18 protein-coding genes and 5 pseudogenes are annotated in these 18,620 nt (G+C 38.1%); 7 read left to right on the top strand and 16 right to left on the bottom strand.

All coding sequences use genetic code 11. The features are described 5' to 3' along the window. Positions 1 to 757: 757 nt before the first annotated feature. From AAZO_RS26765 to AAZO_RS14185, 9 genes and pseudogenes are all read right to left on the bottom strand, one after another. On the bottom strand, positions 758 to 1,132 hold the full coding sequence (locus tag AAZO_RS26765; protein ID WP_144031305.1) for a hypothetical protein: 375 nt from the start codon (positions 1,130 to 1,132) through the stop codon (positions 758 to 760). A 946-nt stretch (positions 1,133 to 2,078) separates the two neighbouring features. Further along, positions 2,079 to 2,402 (bottom strand): hypothetical protein, encoded by a 324-nt coding sequence (locus AAZO_RS26755; protein ID WP_049790720.1) that lies wholly within the window; start codon positions 2,400 to 2,402, stop codon positions 2,079 to 2,081. A 150-nt stretch (positions 2,403 to 2,552) separates the two neighbouring features. Further along, complete coding sequence (locus AAZO_RS14205; RefSeq protein ID WP_228371715.1) at positions 2,553 to 3,149, bottom strand: IS630 family transposase; 597 nt, start codon at positions 3,147 to 3,149, stop codon at positions 2,553 to 2,555. Between the two features lie 70 nt (positions 3,150 to 3,219). Then, the gene (locus AAZO_RS33885) at positions 3,220 to 3,426 is read right to left on the bottom strand and encodes a helix-turn-helix domain-containing protein (protein ID WP_144031304.1); all 207 of its coding nucleotides are present in this window, start codon (positions 3,424 to 3,426) and stop codon (positions 3,220 to 3,222) included. A 264-nt stretch (positions 3,427 to 3,690) separates the two neighbouring features. Then, positions 3,691 to 3,966 (bottom strand): annotated as a pseudogene (locus AAZO_RS14195) (hypothetical protein); the annotation flags it as partial. Between the two features lie 4 nt (positions 3,967 to 3,970). Next, positions 3,971 to 4,396, bottom strand: a pseudogene (locus AAZO_RS44615) (hypothetical protein); the annotation flags it as partial. Beyond that, a complete protein-coding gene (locus AAZO_RS44610; RefSeq protein ID WP_476691466.1) occupies positions 4,351 to 4,509 on the bottom strand; it encodes a hypothetical protein in 159 nt (52 codons plus the stop codon). The gene AAZO_RS44610 and the pseudogene AAZO_RS44615, both read right to left, overlap by 46 nt. A 42-nt stretch (positions 4,510 to 4,551) precedes the next feature. Continuing rightward, positions 4,552 to 4,686, bottom strand: coding sequence for a hypothetical protein (locus AAZO_RS44605; protein ID WP_476691465.1), 135 nt, complete (start codon positions 4,684 to 4,686; stop codon positions 4,552 to 4,554). Positions 4,687 to 4,791: 105 nt separating this feature from the next. Beyond that, positions 4,792 to 5,450, bottom strand: a pseudogene (locus AAZO_RS14185) (serine/threonine protein kinase); the annotation flags it as partial. Positions 5,451 to 5,667: 217 nt separating this feature from the next. Here AAZO_RS14185 and AAZO_RS41440 point away from each other — a divergent pair. The 3 genes and pseudogenes from AAZO_RS41440 to AAZO_RS14175 all read left to right on the top strand — a co-directional run bounded on the left by AAZO_RS41440 (position 5,668) and on the right by AAZO_RS14175 (position 9,669). Next, on the top strand, positions 5,668 to 5,793 hold the full coding sequence (locus tag AAZO_RS41440) for a hypothetical protein (protein ID WP_266885127.1): 126 nt from the start codon (positions 5,668 to 5,670) through the stop codon (positions 5,791 to 5,793). Positions 5,794 to 6,011: 218 nt separating this feature from the next. Next, positions 6,012 to 8,483: a beta strand repeat-containing protein gene (locus AAZO_RS14180; RefSeq protein WP_013191791.1), complete on the top strand. Its 2,472-nt coding sequence runs from the start codon at positions 6,012 to 6,014 to the stop codon at positions 8,481 to 8,483. Between the two features lie 431 nt (positions 8,484 to 8,914). Next, positions 8,915 to 9,669: pseudogene (locus AAZO_RS14175) on the top strand (ABC transporter ATP-binding protein). A 62-nt stretch (positions 9,670 to 9,731) separates the two neighbouring features. Here AAZO_RS14175 and AAZO_RS14170 read toward each other — a convergent pair. Together AAZO_RS14170 and AAZO_RS30455 are read right to left on the bottom strand one after the other, a co-directional pair. Further along, positions 9,732 to 10,419 (bottom strand): annotated as a pseudogene (locus tag AAZO_RS14170) (polysaccharide deacetylase family protein). A gap of 1,138 nt (positions 10,420 to 11,557) precedes the next feature. Then, entirely contained in the window at positions 11,558 to 11,776 is a 219-nt protein-coding gene (locus tag AAZO_RS30455; RefSeq protein ID WP_228371714.1) for a DNA cytosine methyltransferase, read from the bottom strand. A gap of 589 nt (positions 11,777 to 12,365) precedes the next feature. On the opposite strand from AAZO_RS30455, the gene AAZO_RS38375 reads away from it, so the two are divergent. After that, positions 12,366 to 12,608, top strand: coding sequence for a hypothetical protein (locus AAZO_RS38375; RefSeq protein WP_228371206.1), 243 nt, complete (start codon positions 12,366 to 12,368; stop codon positions 12,606 to 12,608). 351 nt (positions 12,609 to 12,959) lie between these two features. Then, on the top strand, positions 12,960 to 13,130 hold the full coding sequence (locus AAZO_RS38370) for a hypothetical protein (RefSeq protein WP_228371205.1): 171 nt from the start codon (positions 12,960 to 12,962) through the stop codon (positions 13,128 to 13,130). Between the two features lie 132 nt (positions 13,131 to 13,262). Here AAZO_RS38370 and AAZO_RS14160 read toward each other — a convergent pair whose 3' ends face one another. After that, on the bottom strand, positions 13,263 to 13,493 hold the full coding sequence (locus tag AAZO_RS14160) for a type II toxin-antitoxin system HicB family antitoxin (RefSeq protein WP_228371204.1): 231 nt from the start codon (positions 13,491 to 13,493) through the stop codon (positions 13,263 to 13,265). Positions 13,494 to 13,925: 432 nt separating this feature from the next. On the opposite strand from AAZO_RS14160, the gene AAZO_RS14155 reads away from it, so the two are divergent. Beyond that, positions 13,926 to 14,510, top strand: coding sequence for a TIGR04376 family protein (locus AAZO_RS14155; RefSeq protein ID WP_013191789.1), 585 nt, complete (start codon positions 13,926 to 13,928; stop codon positions 14,508 to 14,510). A gap of 304 nt (positions 14,511 to 14,814) precedes the next feature. After that, entirely contained in the window at positions 14,815 to 15,243 is a 429-nt protein-coding gene (locus tag AAZO_RS14150) for a binding-protein-dependent transporter inner membrane component (RefSeq protein WP_013191788.1), read from the top strand. Between the two features lie 375 nt (positions 15,244 to 15,618). Here the strand turns inward: AAZO_RS14150 and AAZO_RS42535 are convergent, their stop codons facing one another. The 4 genes from AAZO_RS42535 to acsF form a co-directional block, all read right to left on the bottom strand. Beyond that, positions 15,619 to 15,819, bottom strand: a complete 201-nt coding sequence (locus tag AAZO_RS42535) for a hypothetical protein (RefSeq protein WP_338026867.1) — start codon at positions 15,817 to 15,819, stop codon at positions 15,619 to 15,621. Between the two features lie 316 nt (positions 15,820 to 16,135). Beyond that, complete coding sequence (locus tag AAZO_RS42530) at positions 16,136 to 16,390, bottom strand: hypothetical protein (RefSeq protein WP_338026866.1); 255 nt, start codon at positions 16,388 to 16,390, stop codon at positions 16,136 to 16,138. Continuing rightward, entirely contained in the window at positions 16,359 to 16,904 is a 546-nt protein-coding gene (locus tag AAZO_RS42525) for a hypothetical protein (RefSeq protein ID WP_338026865.1), read from the bottom strand. The genes AAZO_RS42530 and AAZO_RS42525 overlap by 32 nt, the downstream gene beginning before the upstream one ends. A gap of 333 nt (positions 16,905 to 17,237) precedes the next feature. Beyond that, the gene (gene acsF, locus AAZO_RS14140) at positions 17,238 to 18,314 is read right to left on the bottom strand and encodes a magnesium-protoporphyrin IX monomethyl ester (oxidative) cyclase (RefSeq protein WP_013191787.1); all 1,077 of its coding nucleotides are present in this window, start codon (positions 18,312 to 18,314) and stop codon (positions 17,238 to 17,240) included. Positions 18,315 to 18,620 lie beyond the last annotated feature (306 nt).

Genomic DNA, 18,620 nt, shown 5'->3' with positions numbered 1-18,620 from the left:
CTGAGATATTTGATTCCCCTCCGCGGCATTCAACATGATACAAAGACCGACTTTTCAAACAAGCTCTAAACTTAATAGAGCAATTACAAAGAAAAATCAAAGAATTACGAGCCGAAAATCAACAGTTAAAATATGAAAATAATCCACTCAAGGGGAAACAAGGTCAACCAGACATAAAAGCCAACTCCAAAGGCTTTGACAAAAATCACTCATCAGAGAAAGAAAGGAAAATCCCAAAAAAGCACTCCAAGAACAGTAAAAACGCAACTATTAAAATAGACCGTGAAAAAATACTAGAATATCCCCAGGAGAAACTGCCAGAAGATGCAGAGTTTAAAGGATACGAACAAGTAATTATTAAAGATATCAATTTGACAACGGACAACATTTTATTCCATAAACAGAAATATTACTCACCCTAAGTGGGAAAAACCTACTTATTGAGCCGACACGTAAAAAATTATATATAGCAATCCTAAGTCATTCGTGAGGGAGAAAATACCTGTAACCCTTGTCGCTCAATACTTTTTAGCACCGTGTTATCTCATATTTCAGATAAGGCTGCTATAGGAATTTTAATAATAAATTCAGTACTATTATCCAGGAAAGAGTTACAATACAAATTTCCACTGTGGGTTGATTAGACAATTTACTGAGCGCTCGCCTTTTGCTGCCCAATGCTCATAACTGTAGTAGGCTTCAATCATGTATTCTTAGGCTATGCGCTGTTTACCCCAATCTAAGTAGAATTGTGCGGCTAGTTCGTTGGCAATTGCTTATTATTACAAGTATTTCCTTTAGCTCCAGATATCGCCTTGTGATATAATTCGCCGGCTTCAGTTTTCTGTCGTAAAACGCGACATCTTTCTGATCCTACTAAATCAAACTTATGGTGGTGATTCATCGGTGCATGGTGCGCCCAATGCTGTAACTGAGTTTGCCTTTCTGCTACTCGCTCTAATGTGGTTGGTTCTTCACCTAAAGGTTGACTCAATTGTGCTAGGGCAAGCAAAGAATCGTAGAAATAAAGTACAGCTACGCCAACCGATTCTGGAACAGTAATTAAATAGTTTCTGCACTCAAGGGCATAACTGTTAGCTGGTTCAAATTCCCCAAACAAAAAACCAAGCATGAGCTTATGTAAGTAGAACATATTATATATATATAGTCCATACAGATCATCTCTAGACTGCAGCAGGGGGAGAAATTCCGTCCCTTGGAGAAGTAAATTAGACAAAAGGGTAGTATTCTCTGCGAAAACCAGTAAATTTAACATAGTTTGCCAATAGATTCGGCAATAATTAACTGCTGTGACCTGATTAAGTTACACCAAACTATCGTGGTAAATGTGCGTATCTTGCTCCAAGGTAGCAAGGGGGTGACCGCAACACAACGAATGGAGGCAGAAACTGTTACCGCTATATCCGACAAATGTCAGCTTTCCGACTTCTAATGGAATTGCGTAGCTTTTCCTCAAGAGAGGTAAGGTTTCCTTAGCAATGGTTTTAGCATCTGTCATCAGAGATAGATGAATAAAATCTTCAACTTTCCGGTTGCCAATCAGTTCGCTAGTTTCTTGGATTCACTGTTGAATATCTTCCAGTGTGGGTTTTTCTGGAACTTTTACCCCCAAGTTTTGTAGAAGATCGATGCCAATGACAATGTTTTCAGTGAGTTTATTATGAGAGGTCTCTCCGTCAATTCTAATGCGGTTAATACTGCTTCAAGCAGTAAGTAATATGAGTGTTCTATGACAGTATCACTGAATTTTTCCATCCCCTTAAAGTCACTACACAGGGAAGCTACTTCAGCAGCTAATTCATGGAAGGCGAGACTCATTTCATATTGTCGTTGCCAAGCTTTTTCTCCTAACAAAGACAATCCTACTGCGGCATATTCATGAGCTGCTTGATAGGCAGTTGAATTTTTTTTAGCTTTGCGACAGACGGTGAGGTTAAGTTATGCTAATTTATCTCGTTGTGTTTGTCCACTAATTAAAGCAATGCCGTCATTTAATTGATTAACTATTCAAAAATCCGGTCTTCTATCGCTCCTGGGGAAATCTGTTGCAGCAGCAGTTACCCAATCTTGAGGTGAGTAGTTTGCTTTTGGTGATCAGGAATCAGAGAATAAGCTGCTTGCTGTACTCTGTTATGTAAAAACTCATAAGTAACAGTCTGTTGATTTTCGGAAGTACCTGCTAGAGTTTCTTGACCAACATAAAACTTATAAACATCACCAATTGGTAAAATTGACCCTTCTTGTAATGCCTTCCATAAACAGGCTGCTGTTTCGATTTGAGATTGTTCCGAAACAATAGCCAAAGTTACTAAAGCAAACTGATTCCCAATACAAGCCGCTAACTGCAATACTTTTTGAGTTGATGGTGGTAGTTTTCCCAATTGCAGAAAAACCAGCTACCAGCATCATTTCTGTTGCGCCTTGGCTGACTCTCTCAAATGCTTCTAGTAGTCTGCCAAGGCAATTTTGCTGGGTTAAATGCTCGGATATAAACGCTGCATTTTTTTACCTGCATCCTTGGTTTTAAAACCCTAATAAACACCGGGTTTTTGTTGATTACGCTGTGACTCCGAAATAGCAATTTCAGAAGATAATATTTCTACATTAGGAATACGTCGTTCTAAGCATTGGCGAGATAAAACTGATAATTCAATTTCTACTTGATTCAACCAAGAAGCGTGTTTAGGAGTATAGTGAAACTCTAATTTCCGAATAATGCGGCGTGCTTCTTGTGGAGAGAAAACTTCATATAAAACACTTGGAGTATGAATGTTTAGGTTATCAACAAGTAAAGGTATCACATCAGCTTGGGGGTAATAAACATCTACTAAATCTTTTAATTGTTTAGCAAAATCAGCTTTTGTCCGACGTTGTGTAACTTCAATATGCCTCCACCCGGCTATTGGTTCAAAAAAGGCAAATAAATTTACAATACTATTGCGTTTATACTCACAATCATAACCTTCAGGCTGATGTGGTTCTGGTGGCAAAGGAAGTCTTACTTCTTCTAATAATTGATATGGGCCTTCATCTAGGCAGAGTGTAGGTTTTTTCGGATCATATGGCTCATTGTACAAATCCAAAACATCTTCCATTCTGAACACATATTCTGGGTTAACTTCGGGAATACACCACTATTCTTTTAACCACGGTTTAATTTCATTTTTCTTAGAGTTTGGCTATTGTTTCGTCTGAGATTCAATCTATGATACCAACCTTCACTAAATGCTCCGCTAATAATTGCATTGTCCAACGCACTCTTCCTTCTAGCGGAGTATAACAAGCAGTCGCAATCAAAAATGCTTCTTGTTCTTCATCTAATTTTTTGGGTTTTGGTGGATTTTCCCCATCCTTTAAAGCAAACTCTAATCCACCAATCACAAAGTTTTCTCTTGTCCTTTCCACCGTGGCAACATGAACTCGAACTGCGGCAGCGCCGTGTCCGTTTCTCCCTCAGATGCCATTTAAAGAATGTTTGCACGGGTTATACTTCTTGCTTTGTGCTTTCCTTTTTTGAGGATTGCTTGCAGTTGTAAAACTTCCTCTTCGCCTAAATATACAACATACTTTTTTGCCATGATCAACCCCTTTTTTGACTAGTTTATCAATTATAGGGGCTTACCCAGCATCATTGCCTTGGTGGACTACTAGTAGGGTTGAGACCTAGATTTCTCTGCCATAGAGTTCACCAGGGATAATGAGGCGATCACACACATCCCTACTCGCGATTTTAAACCTCTCAATTCTCCCGGTTTCTCTTAGCTGTTGTAAACAATTTTCTAAGTCAGACTTTAATTCTGAAGCACTCTGATACCTGTCTTCAGCATTCTTCGCCATTAATTTACTGATGATTTCTGCGATAACCGAGGGAATTTCTGAATTAATTTCGTGTATTAATGGTCCTGTTTTAGCAATATGAGAATGCACCAACTCCATTGCCTCGTTTACATTAGTGACAAGTTAAGGCTGAAAGTCTTTTTTCAAAAGGCTTTTGGAGAAATATGAAAAAAAATCGGTCAGTTCCACTTTGAAGATCAGGAAAAGGAGCAACAATTAACTTAACATTTGGTTTTCGCTTCTGTTTGATAATACCTAAATCTCGATTTTGAGGGTCAGCAAAATATTTAACAGGATCTGTTGCGTTACCTTTTTGATGAGCCATAGTAGAATGATAAAGACCACGATAAATCATTTATAATGAAATCTCATCAAAAGGCAGAGAAAGTTCATCTGCTACGGCATCACCTAAATCTACTAAAACACCATAAAATAACCACGTTACCCAAATTTGTAATTTAATTCCATTGATTGAACCTGTTCATCAATAACTTAAACCCAAGAGTTTTTTGACCGTATTAAAAGCATCTGAAGTTCGCCTTGACTAAGTTTTGTGGGATTACACCACAGAAAACCATCTCTGGCTAACACTCTTGTCAGTTCTCTGACTCCTGCTATATCTCGCCACAGTAAGGTCAACACCGCAGCCATGATCAATGGTAAATTCAGTATCCGTTGTCTGAGTCCTAGTTTTCAGTAGTAATTTTCTTGATTTGTAATGGCTGGTGCCAGTAATATTTCCAATTGGTGGGCTATTACTTCATCTTCCACCATTGGTCTCTGTTTCCTTTTGCCGTGGTCTCGATTGGTTTTTTGACTGCCTGTCATGGCTTGTTTCAATCCCTCAATTACTTGTCTACACTGAGTTTGTCACGATTTCTAACCTATCCAAATACCACCCTTGACAATTTCTTCTTTTCCTTAACTTGTCACTAATGGCTCGTTTACTACAAAAGGTAACTCTCCAGCTAGTAATTCATAGAATGTCACACCTAGTGAGTAGAAGTCTGTGCGATAGTCTATCCCGCGATTCATTCTCCCTGTTTGTTCTGGTGATATATAAGCTAATGTCCCTTCTAAAACATTGGGATTAACTAGGGTTTGGGTTTCCCTCGGTAATAAAGATGCGATACTAAAGTCAATTAATTTGACTTGTTTAGTTACGGGATTAATTAATATATTGCTGGGTTTAATATCTTTATGAATAATGCGTTCCCGGTACAATATATCTAGGGTATTGGAGAGGGCAATCGCTATTTCTAAAAACTCCTGTAGAGACTTTTGTTTGACCTTCCCTACCCATTCATTGAGAGAAGTCCCCCCAAAGTCTTCCATCACCAACACATAACCATTTCGGTATGGTTCTAGGGTGTAAATTTGGACAATTAAAGGCGAGTTGAGATTTTTAATAGTTGTGTATTGGTTCCGGAATGAGAAGAGTTCACTGAAACTCCGATAAGGGTTTTCAATACTTTTATGAGTACAGGTAATGAGTCAATCTCTCGGTATACTCGATAAACGACCGTTCTGGAACTATTGTAGATTTCTTCAGTGACGTAATATCCATCAATATTTACAAAAGTCTCTACCATACCTCTAAATCCTCAACTCAAAATGTCTGTATTTAGTAAGCTGTTACGCAGCTAAATTTAATATTTAGCAGCCTAGCATCATGTTAGTAAGGCTTTTGGGCAAAAAAAGTAAATGCGAAACAGGTTATTCCCATTAACAGAAAATCTTTCACTTATTTTTACCTGATTATGCCAGGAGAATAATTTTGGCTTGTATTGCTATTTGCTATGTTAGATTATGTTGGTTAAGTGGGTTGCTGTTAAAAATTATCGTTATGACAGGCAAAAGGCAAGAGCTGAACCAGCGCGGTCTTGGGAAGCCACTGCGGTGGACGGGTTTCTCGGCATAAAGCAAGTGGCGTAGTTTCCCCCATATAGGGGCTTCGCCTTCCCCCAGGGTGCGACTAGAGAACCCGAAGGGCACTGATGCAACAGGGAAGAGGGTTTTGGTCATTTTACTTTTTGTTACATACTTCTATTTTTTCCCGCTGACTTACTTAGGTAAGTATTACAGTTTCTTAAGATACTTCTGTTTTTGTGCCTTCCTACTTAGATACAGAATAAACAATTAAAAATCGGTAAATGAAAGTAACTTTTTCTATCTTTGCTTTAATTAGCGTCGTATTAACATCCGTCACTTATAACAGTCGCGTTCAGGCAAAAGTGACTCCCGACAGCAAACTCAAAACTACTGTGACTGGCAGTAATAATTATACCATCACCAATGGTAACCGTGTCGGCAATAATTTATTCCATAGCTTTAGTGAATTCTCTATTCCTACTAACGGATCTGCATTCTTCGATAATGCTAACGATATCCAGAATATTTTTAGCCGCGTGACTGGCGGCAATCTTTCCAATATTGATGGCTTGATTCAAGCCAATGGTAGTGCCAATTTATTCTTACTCAACCCATCTGGGATTATTTTTGGTGCAAATGCCCGCTTAGATATTGGTGGTTCATTTGTAGGAACAACTGGCAATAGTATTAAGTTTGCTGATGGCACAGAATTTAGCGCAGTCAATGCGAGTAGTTCGCCATTGTTAACCATGAGCGTACCGATAGGCTTGCAAATGGGTCAAGATTCGGGAGCCATCACAGTCCAAGGGTTAGGGCATCGCATTATACCACCATTCTCTGTAGCACAGGAATTGGATCTCAGCAATAATCCCACTGGGTTACAAGTCAAGGCAGGTAATACCCTGGCACTCATTGGTAGTGGGCTAAATTTCGCGGGGGGCATTGTGGCAGCAGACGGAGGTGGACATATAGAAATAGGGAGTATCAATCATGGGCTAGTCAGACTCAATTCTACAGTGACAGGATGGAAGGGAGATTACTCACAAGTAGAACAGTTTAATGATATCCATCTAGCCCAACAATCTCTACTAGATGCTAGTGGCAGCAATGGTTCAATTCAACTACAGGGGCAAAATATCAACTTAACTGAAGGTTCTACTGTAGTAATACAAAACTTGGGGACACAATCGCAAGGAATTACTGTCCACGCCACAGGTTCTTTGAATTTGACAGGCTATACTCCCGACCAAAAACAGGGCAGTATAATCGCAATCGAAAACTTGGGAACAAGTTCATCAGGAGATATTGTAGTTTCCGCCAATCAACTTTTCGTACAAGATGGTGGACAGATTCAGACTTTCACTCCTACCGCAGCAGCCAGCGGGAATATTTCAATTGATGTTGAAGACTTGATTTACCTGAATGGTTTTATCCCTACTAACCCGACTGTGAACACCAAGATCATAACAATCACGGATGGCTCTGGTAAAGCTGGTGATATTACCATTTCATCGGGCAGCTTAAAAGTTTTCAATGGGGCTAGTCTCATTTCTGTGACAATGGGTTATGGGGAGGGCGGAGCGATGCAGATCAATGCCAAAGACCTCATCGAGATTGTCGGTAACAATCCCATTATCTTAGTACCTAGTGCAATCTCTTCGGCAACGATTGGTACCGGCAATGCAAATAGCATATTGGTTAACACATCCAGATTAATCCTTAGAGATGGGGGAGTTCTGGGTTCTAACACTCTGAGTCAGGGTAGAGCGGGAAATGTAACAGTTAATGCTTCAGATTTCCTAGAGGTTAGTGGTAAAGCACCTGGATCAATTAGATCGAGTAACATTATGTCCTCATCTGAGATTCTCGATCAAGTTGTTCAAGAGACTTATGGACTACCGTCAATTCCCACTGGTGATGCCGGTTTTCTGACGATTAATACCCCATCATTACGCATTAGTGATAGTGCATTCGTGAGTGTTAAGAATGATGGACCTGGCAGAGCTGGAGATTTACAAATTAACGCTAATTTGCTTTTTCTATACAAAGAAGGTAGTATCAGTGCATCTACTGCTTCAGGAAATGGAGGTGATATTCAGTTAAACTTACAAGATTATCTGTTGATGTATCAAGATAGTGTTATTTCCGCTACTGCTCAGGGTAATGGAAATGGCGGTAATTTGTCAATTAACTCACCAGTAATTGTTGGTTTAGAAAACAGTGACATCATCGCCAATGCAGTTCAAGGTCGTGGTGGCAATATTAATATCAGCACTCAAAACATAATCGGTCTAGAGTTTCGCGATATCCTCACTCCCCGCACAGTCCCAACAAATGATATTACTGCTAGTTCCCAGTTTAATGTTAATGGCACAGTGCAAATTAATAACATCAGTATTGTCCCCAGTTCTGGTTTAGTCGAACTACCTGCAAATATTACTGACCCATCACAGCAAATAGCTATAGGATGTGCAGATACTAGTGGCAGTAGTTTTGTCGCGACAGGACGAGGTGGAATACCCCAAAATCCCACTCAGGAAGTGAGGAGCGATAAACCTTGGTCTGATGTTCGCGATCTCTCTTCATATCGCACAACAGCACAAGTGCAAGCACAAGTACTTCAATCCCGAGCGAATTTTATACAAGCTACTTCCTGGCATCGTAATTCCCAAGGGAAAATTGAGTTAGTTGTAGATAAATCTTCTATGAGTATGCAACCGTCATTAACCTGTGTTGCTGTTCCTAAAAGTTAATTTTTTCCCAAAAGTTAATTTTTTTCCAACGCAAGAGCCAATATCCGCAAGAACTAAATAATTGTATTGCAAAAAATTGTGTAGTATGGTAAGGTATCGCGCATTTAAATTTGATATACTGCAAACGGGTGAAACTTGGACTTATATGATACTGATAGCGCAGCGTGGCGGAAGCCATGGGTAACGTAGTGCATCATATCCCTTCGGGACACTGGGTGAACGCGGAGCATGCCGTAGGCTCTAGTATCTCGGAGAGTCTTCACTATCTCTTTCAGAGACGCTCCTCGAACGTTCAGAATGATACTCTTAAACCTTTCTTAGTATAATTTGGAGGGTAAAATCCTCCTACAGTCTAGTTCAGGGGTTAAAAAACTATATGCGTGACAGCTTAGAAGTAGAAAACAGAGCAATTGCTTTTTTAAACTGCTAAAATGCCTCTTAAATTACAATATCTCACAGGTGGTTATACTGTTTCGCCAATTATCCAAGATAATAATCTTTCTTTACAAATTCGAGAATGGTTAAGTTTAGTTGGTGCTAATAGTTCTGGTACATCTACTTTACTGAAATTAATTAGTCGAATTCTCTCTCCTCAACAAGGAGGAATTTCAGTAGATGGGAAAGGAATTCACTCACAACCTCCTAATTTAGTAGCTCAAAAATTAGCACTTTTACCACAACACCAACCAATTCCTGCTGGTTTAACTGTGCGTCAATTAGTAAGTTTAGGCAGGACACCACATCAACCTTGGTGGTAATGGGAGTTAACTGATAATGAATGATAGGCAGAAAATTGAAGCAGTAATTAAAAAAACGAAAATACAAAATCTTGGCGCTCGCTTAGTTGAAGAACTTTCTGGTGGTGAATGACAAAGAGCCTTTTTAGCCTTAGCCTTAGCACAAGAACCAAAGGTATTATTATTTAGATGAGCCTACAACTTACTTAGATATCAATTATCAACTACAACTATTAGAATTACTCAACAATCTCAATCAACAATAACAATTAACCATCGTCACGGTTTTACATGAATTAAACTGAGCAGCCCGCTATAGTTCACGGATTGCTTTATTAAAAGAAGGTGATCTTTGGGAAGTAGACACACCAGAAACTGTGTTGACACCAAATAATATTGCTCAAGTTTTTGGTGTAGAATCGGTGATTATTCATACGCCTGTAGGATGACGAGTTTGTGTAATCTCTCCTGTGTAAAAGGGTATTGGGCATTGGGCATTGGATTTTCCCCCTTACACCCCTACACCCTTCTTAATTTCCCATAACCTATCAACTGTTACAAATTCATAGCCTTGTTGCAACAGTTGTGGAATTAGAATTTCGATAATTTCTGCTACATCTTGTCCACGACAAACACCATCATGTAAGGAAATCTGTGATCTACCTATTATTTGAGTAAGGACGCGCTGAAAGACCACAGACACACTAGAACGTAGCCGATCTTCTGAGACCATACTCCATATTACAGGCTTGTAATTCCACTGATTAAATAATTTTAAAGTCCTAGGTGTAAAAAAACCGTTAGGGGGACGGATATCTCGCACTTGTTAAGGTTGCAAGTCACAAGCAAGCATTGTAGATAGCAACTTGGGTTCTTTCTAACCTCAGCTTTAGCTCAGTAGGGGAGAGAGTGGGAAAAGAGAGATGTTCGTAACCATGTAAACCTATCCAATATCCTCTATTTTTAACCTCTTTAGCAATGTGGGGTGAACGGTTGACACAAGTGCCCAACTAAAAAAAACTTGCTTTAATATTGTAACTGTCTAAAATTGTCAATACTTGGAGTGTATATTGGTGATGCAGTCCATCATCAAAGGTGAGACCGATCACTTTACTATTAAGATCCCCATGCCAAACACAGTTGGGAAGACTCGGTTGAAGAATTCGGTAAACAATCGGGAATAGAGGGGCAAAATGCACCTTAAATCTCAGCTTAAGTGTGTTTGAAATGATAAATCAACCCCCATTTGACTTAACACTCTCCTGAGCTTTTTGTGATTGCATATGCAATTCGAACCGCACCATTACTGAAGAGGTCCTATGGCAATCTACCATTACTCAGTTCTTCTTATAAAAGATTCGCCAGGAGAACGGTCACTATACTGTTGCTCCTTCAGTGAGGATAGATTGATTTGCAACCTATGATATTTTTGAGGGCAAATCAGGATCAGAAGCTTTAAGCTATCTAACTTCAAGTAGTCTAGACTTAACACTTCTAGATTATCAACTGCCAGATATGGACGTATTGGAATTTCTGTACCAATTAGATTAGAGAGGTCCAAAAATTTACAAATAACTCTGTATCTGGCTTTCCATAGTGTTAAGATTAGGAAAGAGCCAAGGAAAGAATCAGGGTTGGGAATAGTTACGCATAGTTCCTATCCATGAAGATGTTGATGACTAATTCATAACTGACCTCATATCCATAACACTTATGAAATGGGCAACAATAATGAACCAATTCCTAATGTGACTAAACCACAAATAGTTAGTAAGAATTACTTGTGAGTAAATTGGGGAAGTCAGGGGAAATCCTTGTTTAGGTACCCAGAATATCTTTACAAGTCTAATGACCTGTTTAATAAAAATACCCTTGGTGGAAAAATCTTTGTTTCCTACCTTTTGTTCTGATTGTCCATGGGATGATTGCTATCATATTATCATATTTTCCTACCTGTTCAAGGACACTAGGAGGGAAAACATCTCGTAATATCTCTACCCAGTAATGAAATGTGTCCTTTGCTTCCGTTTTGATATACCGAAATGTAAACCTAAAACCTCAAATTTTGGCATTTTCGTCCAATAGAACAAGGATAGACATCCCTGTTCTTTCATCTCTAGTCTCCGTTTCCCCCTCCTCCTTTCTAACCTCCTCCTGTTTGATTTATACGTGTCTTTTTACTTTCTATGTCACCTTGAAGTTTTTTATGCTACATTCATTCCAGGTTGGGCTCACAAGTCTTGAAACTGATGGTTAGTTATTCCCAGTATTTGTTCTCTACGATGTGGATATTCTTGAATATAGTTAATTTAGTGGATTTTTCCTTTTGCTACACCCTCAGAATTCCCTTCTACCATTTCTTCGACACCAAGTTAATTTTCCTGACAGGTCTATTATAGAAATAATAGTATTATCAGTTAATATAATTGGATTTTTGCCGAAGTTACTTTTATAAAGTTTACAAGACAGTTTATTAATATCATTTGCCCATACCGTTCTCATATTGGCATTTTCTAAACCTAGACGAAAACCACCAAGACCAGCAAATAACTCTATAGCTGTGAAGTGTTCTGTTGTTATATATACAGTAGCAAGAATTATTGCTACTGTTTTAACTAGTTTACTATATATTTTTTATACTTATCGTAAGGATTCAGGTCATGTCAAAATCTCTATAGTCTTTTCCTAATAAGGGTTTCTGGGGATTAGCAACAGGACCCTCAATATTAATTTCATAATGCCTATATTTCCGTTTCTTATTGGGACTAAAGGTATGTTAATAAACCAAACTCGACTTTGACCCAGGCTCTGTGACTGGACTTTAAACACCTGAATAAATCCTTACCATCTATCCTAAGTATTATCCTGGTAAGGTTTGGGCAATATCCATATTAACTGATAATTAATATTGTTTTTTCATATCTGCCATGGTTCAGATACCCAAATTATTTAAGAAGTTGGAGATTTTCTGATTTACCAAGATGGCTATAAAATATAAACATACTCATCTCCCTATTTTCCAAATATCCATACATTTTTGTAATATGATTAAATCGAGGTTATACGAATAATCAATTTATCAATGCAACGTCATTCTAGAATAAAACGCTGTTTAAAACTTTTAACGTTTACTGCTCTAATGATTTTGCTGTTTTTTACTATAGTTGGGAGCAATAATATCAACTACCATCCACGACTACAAAATACTGCCATAATAAATAACATCAACACAAGACTATGGAAAACTACACCATTTATTCCCAATCAAGAATTAGATGGACAACAGCGTTTTTTAACTACTATTACCAATCAAATCGTAAACCTGCCCCAGCCTAATACTTATGAATATACCTTATTACATGCCTATAGTGGAGTATTTATCAATTAACAACTAGAAGTTAAATTACCACCGAAAGTTATTTTAGAAAACGAACAAGAAAAACAAAAGTTCCAGGGAACTATGGCAGTTACTTTAGTTTAAGGCAGTAGTGAATGTTACCTAGAAAAAGTTTCTGCAGATGCGTTTAATAAAGCTAGAAGTATAGTCAATATTCCTCTGAAATCAGGATATTCTGGGGACTTTACTCGCAGTTACACTACTAATTTAAGATTTTGGCGAAAATACGCTAATAATCGGACCTTAGAAGAAATACAACCAGGAAAAGAAAGAAAATTTCTCGGTACAGTTACACCCCCTGGAACTTTACAACATCTCTAGGGATTACCACTTAATTTAACAGTGTCTAGCGCCGCACAGAGACAAGCATTAAACAAAAATGGTTGGTTTCGAAGTTTTGAAAATGATGTTCCTCACTGGACTTATCTTGGTTGGGATGAAGAGAGTTTACCAAAATTTGGTTTACAGGATAAAATTGTGAGGGGTGTTACCTATTGGTTGTCACCAATTTAAGTGATTTAATAGTGACAATACAACTGATAAGGCACGGCGTAAATAGAGCAACTATTTAAAATAAACGAAAGGCCTACTCCATAAAAGTATTGACTTTTTATTTTTGACTTTCCCCTTGCGGTACTAGCAGCATTATTTCACTTCTATATAGTAAAACTCCGCATTTTTAGTAAGTCCATCAAGTCCTTCTAGATGGTCCTTAATTACATATTTGATCTTGTCTAATGCTTCTTGTTCAGAATCACCTACAGTCCAGCATCCAGGTAATGCAGGACACCAAATAGCGTAGACTTGATCTATTTTATTCAACTTGACTTGATATCGCATATCCCAATTATCGCTAATATAGCTGTCAGCAATCAATAGTCAGCCGTCAGATTTCCTAAAACATTTGTATAATCAGGATTCAGAATTGTACACATACTCTGATTCCTGTAAGGATTTAGTATTGCTAAATCCCTACTGACTTTTGACTCCTTACATATTCTTTATAATTCTATATTATTAATTAAGACTAAAAGGAATTATTTGATACTGTACTAGCTCACACTGTTGCTAAACCTGGGCAGAAAATGAAAAATTAATTTATTATGTATCCTGGTATGATACAGACTTACAAATACAAAATTTAAGGTAATTATTTTCTAATTTGTAGTAATAAATTTAAAATCATGATTGGTTCGGAATTAGTATGGTTCTCTTCAGGGATATGCTATCACGACTTACAGAAGTGGCATAGTTGATAGTAATCATTACAATGAAATAATCACACCCCCGAAATTTGGAGTCCTCACAGTGGGTTTATTTGATGATTTAAGCCGGTTTTTAGAAGATCGTTTAGAAGAATTCTTGCGGAATAACCCTGAGTTGGAGTTAGAAATGCTGCTAGAACAGCTGCGGGAGCAAGAAGAGGATACACTAAAACTAATTGCAGATTTACAATTAAAGCAAAAGCGATCACAAGACAAAATTCTTTCTACAGCGCAAGAAATACAAGGTTGGCACATCCGTATTCAAAAAGCCAAGGCTGCACGTAGAGAGGATTTAGCCGCACCAGCACAGGCAAGAGAAGACTTACTCCTGCGGGAAGGAAACCAACAATGGGGACAAATGCAAGGTTTAAAAGAACGCATTACCCAATGCCAAGAACTTCTACGCAAAATTCAACAGCGTCGTCAAGAAGTCCAAGCTAAAGCAGCAGAAGCACAAACAGCACGGGCTAAAGCTCAAACCCAGCAGCTTTTAGAAACTAATACCTGGCAAAGTCCACCTAGTAGTCATTCTAGCAAATTGGACGACTTAGAAGAACAGTTTCGTCGTTGGGAAACTCAAGACGAATTAGAAAAAATGAAACAGAATTTGGGAAAACAATTTAACTGATATGGCAATCTTATTTGATTTGTGAAAACTAAGGAATATAGCTTATACTAAGCTACGCTATTATATCCCTTACTTCTTCAAGAAGTCGGGGATTTTGTTGTTGAAATTTGCGTACCTTTAGAATTTAGCCCTCACATGAAAATAAGTCAACTATGGAAATGATATGTAACTTATTCCTGAAATTTGTATTTATTGATAAATTTGATTTAGTCGGATTCTTATATCTTTTTTAACTCTTCCCTTTCACAGATATTGGCTATTATTGCTTGAGGATTCCCCAGAGGTTTCAAATCATAACTGAGGAATGAAAAGTAGTATATTATTAGACATTCTTGCTACCCTGCAACCATTATTTTTATGTTATATTCCCGCCGCTATTTTGGGTATATTTATCGGCTATACCATTGGTGTCAATGCTATAGCTTATCAGCTATTTAGCCGATTATTACAAATACGAAATAGCATTACTTCCATAGCATTTTCACCCATTGCTTTAATTCTACTTAAAGAAAACGACATCGCAGCTATTTTTGTCGTTCTTATTCGTATTCTCTCGTCAGTTATTGTGGAAACAGCCACAGGGATTCAAAAGTTTTGCAAACAAGATAATAACGTTTGCGTAGGTATCCATTATATATTTAAAGCCCTGAAGATTGGACTGTGGACAGCTTGGTTTAAACTCATTGCCACAGAAATGCTTGCAGGTTCAAAAGGACTAGGTTTTCTGATTTGAAGTGGGTATCAAGCTGGTAATTATAAATATATAATAAATGCCCTAATCTACATAGCTATTATCGGTGTTCTCCTAGCTCAGATGCTAGCTTCGATAGGAAATATTCTCTCCGAAATAGTTAAACATAAAGGTAAATCTTCTAAAAATTAATTACTAATGAATGAAAGAAAAACCTTTTCAAGAAAAGCTTTTTAGTTTAAGCCTCCAGCTCTTTAACTATCTACTCCTGCGAATAGCACCTTGCTACCTGAGAGTTTGTTGTGCAGAACTTCCCGCTCAAGAAGCTATTGCCACTAATTCAGTCTCAACATTTGTACCAGAACTAAGGGCATCACTAGGAATTTCTAGCTTACCTAAAGCCAAGATAAAACGATTTTAATCACGATTTACCAATGTAGCGGGTATTTTTCCTTCATAAAAATTTTGATAATCGAAAGCACCTGAGAAGTTAACCTTTGCCCGGTTTTTTACCTTAAATTGAGTATTGATTAAATCACATTTTGCTGCTAAATCAACTACCTTTAAATTTAGGTCTTCTCCCGCACTAGAAAATTCCGAGACTGCTAAGGGTGTCACCTCTTGTTTAGGAATTGCATAATTAACAGTAAATTCTGTTAATTTATCCTGAGTCTTGGCACTACCATCAACTCATATATCTTCAGGAAAAGCAATTTATACTTGTTGGTTATCATTTAAATTGAGTGTGACAGTTTGATTAGTAAAATTACCAATTAGGTTGTTTTTCCTGCTAAATTAATTTAAGAGTCCATTCTAAACGCCATTCAAATTCTCGATATTCATCTGCAATCACAGAATCGGCAGCTAATAGAGAAACTGCACCTTGAAGGAATTGCCATTTATTGTTGGAAAGGTTGAACTGTTGAGTATCTAGTTAAGAAATGGCTACTTTCTGAGTTGGTTTATCCTTTACTAAAGGTTCTTTACTATTAATGATACTTAAAGTTCCTAAGCTGCTACGTTTACCATCCCGTCCATCACTCCCATCACTTCTATTTCTACCGTCGTAACACCGATAAACTTTGTTAGTACATTTATGATCAGGAGTGCCGGGAGTCCCTTTACAGCTTTTTACCTCCCACTTTCTAGGAGGACAGTTACAGGCAGCCTTTTGTTCCCTGACCAACACGGCCTCCACATCCACCTTCTCCCCCTGTAGCACAGATGAAAATTTTCGTTAAATCTGCGAAATTGGTGTAATAAACGCTGAGAGAATCGGCCTTTCCCCCATCTCTACCTTTACCACCGACACCACCATTACCACCATCCGGGGGGTTAATATCTCTGTTGACGTTTTCACTGTAGTCTTTACCATATCTGGAACTAGAAGCGTTTTCTCCAGCTTCCCCATCTTCACCATTTCTACCTGAGAGGTCAAGACTTAGCGGTGAACCTTCAGCAGAAAGAGTTTGGTTCTGTCCACTGCGTCCATCTTTTCCAGCACGGCCATCACTTCCTCTCTCCCCATATTGGTTGTCATATCTTCCATCCCTATCTCTGTCGTAGTGTTCAGCTATTTTCAAGTCTCCTTTACCAGTGTTTTCTGCACAAACATCAACAGCAGATGCAGGTAAAAAACTAACACTATTTAATAGGCAAAAACCTAACAGGAGTGGTAGTTTACTCCTAAAACCTTTAAACATAGATATTCTACCTGTTATATAAGTCCTACCAAAATCGAAAATCTCAAATGCTACTCCCTTCCCACTAAAAGAATAAGGTCATAGTAATAGTTTAGAGGAGAGGGATAATGCTTGTGCGTAAGGTGGAATCCCACACCCCTAATTTCATAACCCCTAATTTCATACTGGGAAGGGAGTATAATCTTTTCTGAATTTTTAATTTCCCAAAGGCGTTGACGCTGTTTTTCTAGGATTTGATCCCTAAATCTGCTGAAAATAACAAAAAATTGGCTCTGTTGTGTACAGAACCACTAATAAATATTTTTACACAATCAAGTTCACTATCAAGTTAAATTACCGAGCTTGACCGTGAGCAGAAATCGCATCAATGGGTTTTATGAGGTATAGGTTTAATAATTGCCAACCATGAGAAATGTAAATTGGCAGTTTTTGGAGGAATTGCAGGAATTTGGGGGTATTAGACTTGGAAATTGCTGTCAATTTTTCGTTATTTTTGACACAAACATCCAAACGCTGATAAAACTCTGGATTATCAACATCTAACATGAGTGGGAAGACTCGACCTGCGGTTTCATTGGTCTTCTTAATTACATGAATGTCGTACTCTCGCGCATCCAAACCCAAGGAAGCATAAAAATCTTTCCGTTGAATGTCATTGAGATACATTGTTGCAAATACTGACAACAGGAAGAACCGAGTCCATAATTTAGCCTTCCAATCACTGAGCATTTGTGGCTGCGCTCTCATGACGGCATCAAAGAAGTCACCATGGCGGTTTTCATCCTGACACCAATTTTCAAAGAAGCGGAAAATTGGATAAATCTGGTCTTCAGGATGGGATTCTAAATGACGATAAATGGTGATATAGCGCCAATAACCAATCTTCTCAGAAAGATAGGTAGCGTAGAAGATGAATTTCGGCTTAAAGAAGGTATAACTGCGGCTCTTGGTCAAAAAACCTAAATCTAGGGACAGATTAAAGTCTGTCATGGCTTTGTTCAAAAACCCAGCATGACGGGCTTCGTCCCGTGACATCAGGTTGAAGCATTCTGCTAATAAAGGGCTTTTCTCTTTTAAGCGGCGGCCAAGTTCTTTATAAAGCAAAAATCCGGAAAACTCCGCAGTACAGGAACGTTCCAAAAATTCAACGAACAACTGCCGAGTTTCCCCATCAATATGATCCCAGGATTGTTCAAATTCGGCATCCCGAATAAAGTGATGGCGGTTGTAGTCAACTCGAAATTCTTCGAGGATAGCTTGTAACTCGTTTTGGTTGACGGAGATATCCATCTGCGCCATTTTATCAAAGTCTGTTGTGTAAAAACGTGGTGTTAAAAGGGTTTCTCTAGAAGGGACTTTAACGCCTGGACGCATTTCCTCAAAGTCTGGTTTTTTTAGGGAATCTACCATGTCTTGATTGCTCTTTTATTTTTCTTAATTTTGAGTACACCAAATAGTTAAAGCTTATGCTCTCACAAGGTGTAGCTAAGGACAATAATTTCATTTGTATGAAATACAGTGTAGCAAGGTCTAGGTGCGAAAAAGGCAAATAAAAAGTTAAGAGTTGCAACAAATCTTTAGTTGTTACCCAGGTTGTGACGGAATCATGAGTTGAGAATGGCTATGTGAGAAGAGATAACGACACCGTTACAGGAATCGTTATCTATTATTTTCATGAATTGAAGCAACAAAAAGCACTTATAGACTACCAATAAC

This window comes from 'Nostoc azollae' 0708 (assembly GCF_000196515.1).
Classification (GTDB): Bacteria; Cyanobacteriota; Cyanobacteriia; order Cyanobacteriales; family Nostocaceae; genus Trichormus_B; species Trichormus_B azollae.
The sequence above is the reverse complement of the archived record's forward strand: the minus strand, read 5'-3'. Positions and strand labels throughout refer to the sequence as shown.

Coding starts and splice junctions, on each gene's coding strand:
- AAZO_RS26765 (WP_144031305.1), bottom strand. CDS start 1,132: ATGCTTGGTTTTTTGTTTGGGGAATTTGAACCAGCTAACAGTTATGCC.
- AAZO_RS44610 (WP_476691466.1), bottom strand. CDS start 4,509: ATGGCTGCGGTGTTGACCTTACTGTGGCGAGATATAGCAGGAGTCAGA.
- AAZO_RS44605 (WP_476691465.1), bottom strand. CDS start 4,686: ATGACAGGCAGTCAAAAAACCAATCGAGACCACGGCAAAAGGAAACAG.
- AAZO_RS41440 (WP_266885127.1), top strand. CDS start 5,668: ATGTTGGTTAAGTGGGTTGCTGTTAAAAATTATCGTTATGACAGGCAA.
- AAZO_RS14180 (WP_013191791.1), top strand. CDS start 6,012: ATGAAAGTAACTTTTTCTATCTTTGCTTTAATTAGCGTCGTATTAACA.
- AAZO_RS14150 (WP_013191788.1), top strand. CDS start 14,815: ATGAAAAGTAGTATATTATTAGACATTCTTGCTACCCTGCAACCATTA.
- AAZO_RS42525 (WP_338026865.1), bottom strand. CDS start 16,904: ATGTTTAAAGGTTTTAGGAGTAAACTACCACTCCTGTTAGGTTTTTGC.
- acsF (WP_013191787.1), bottom strand. CDS start 18,314: ATGGTAGATTCCCTAAAAAAACCAGACTTTGAGGAAATGCGTCCAGGC.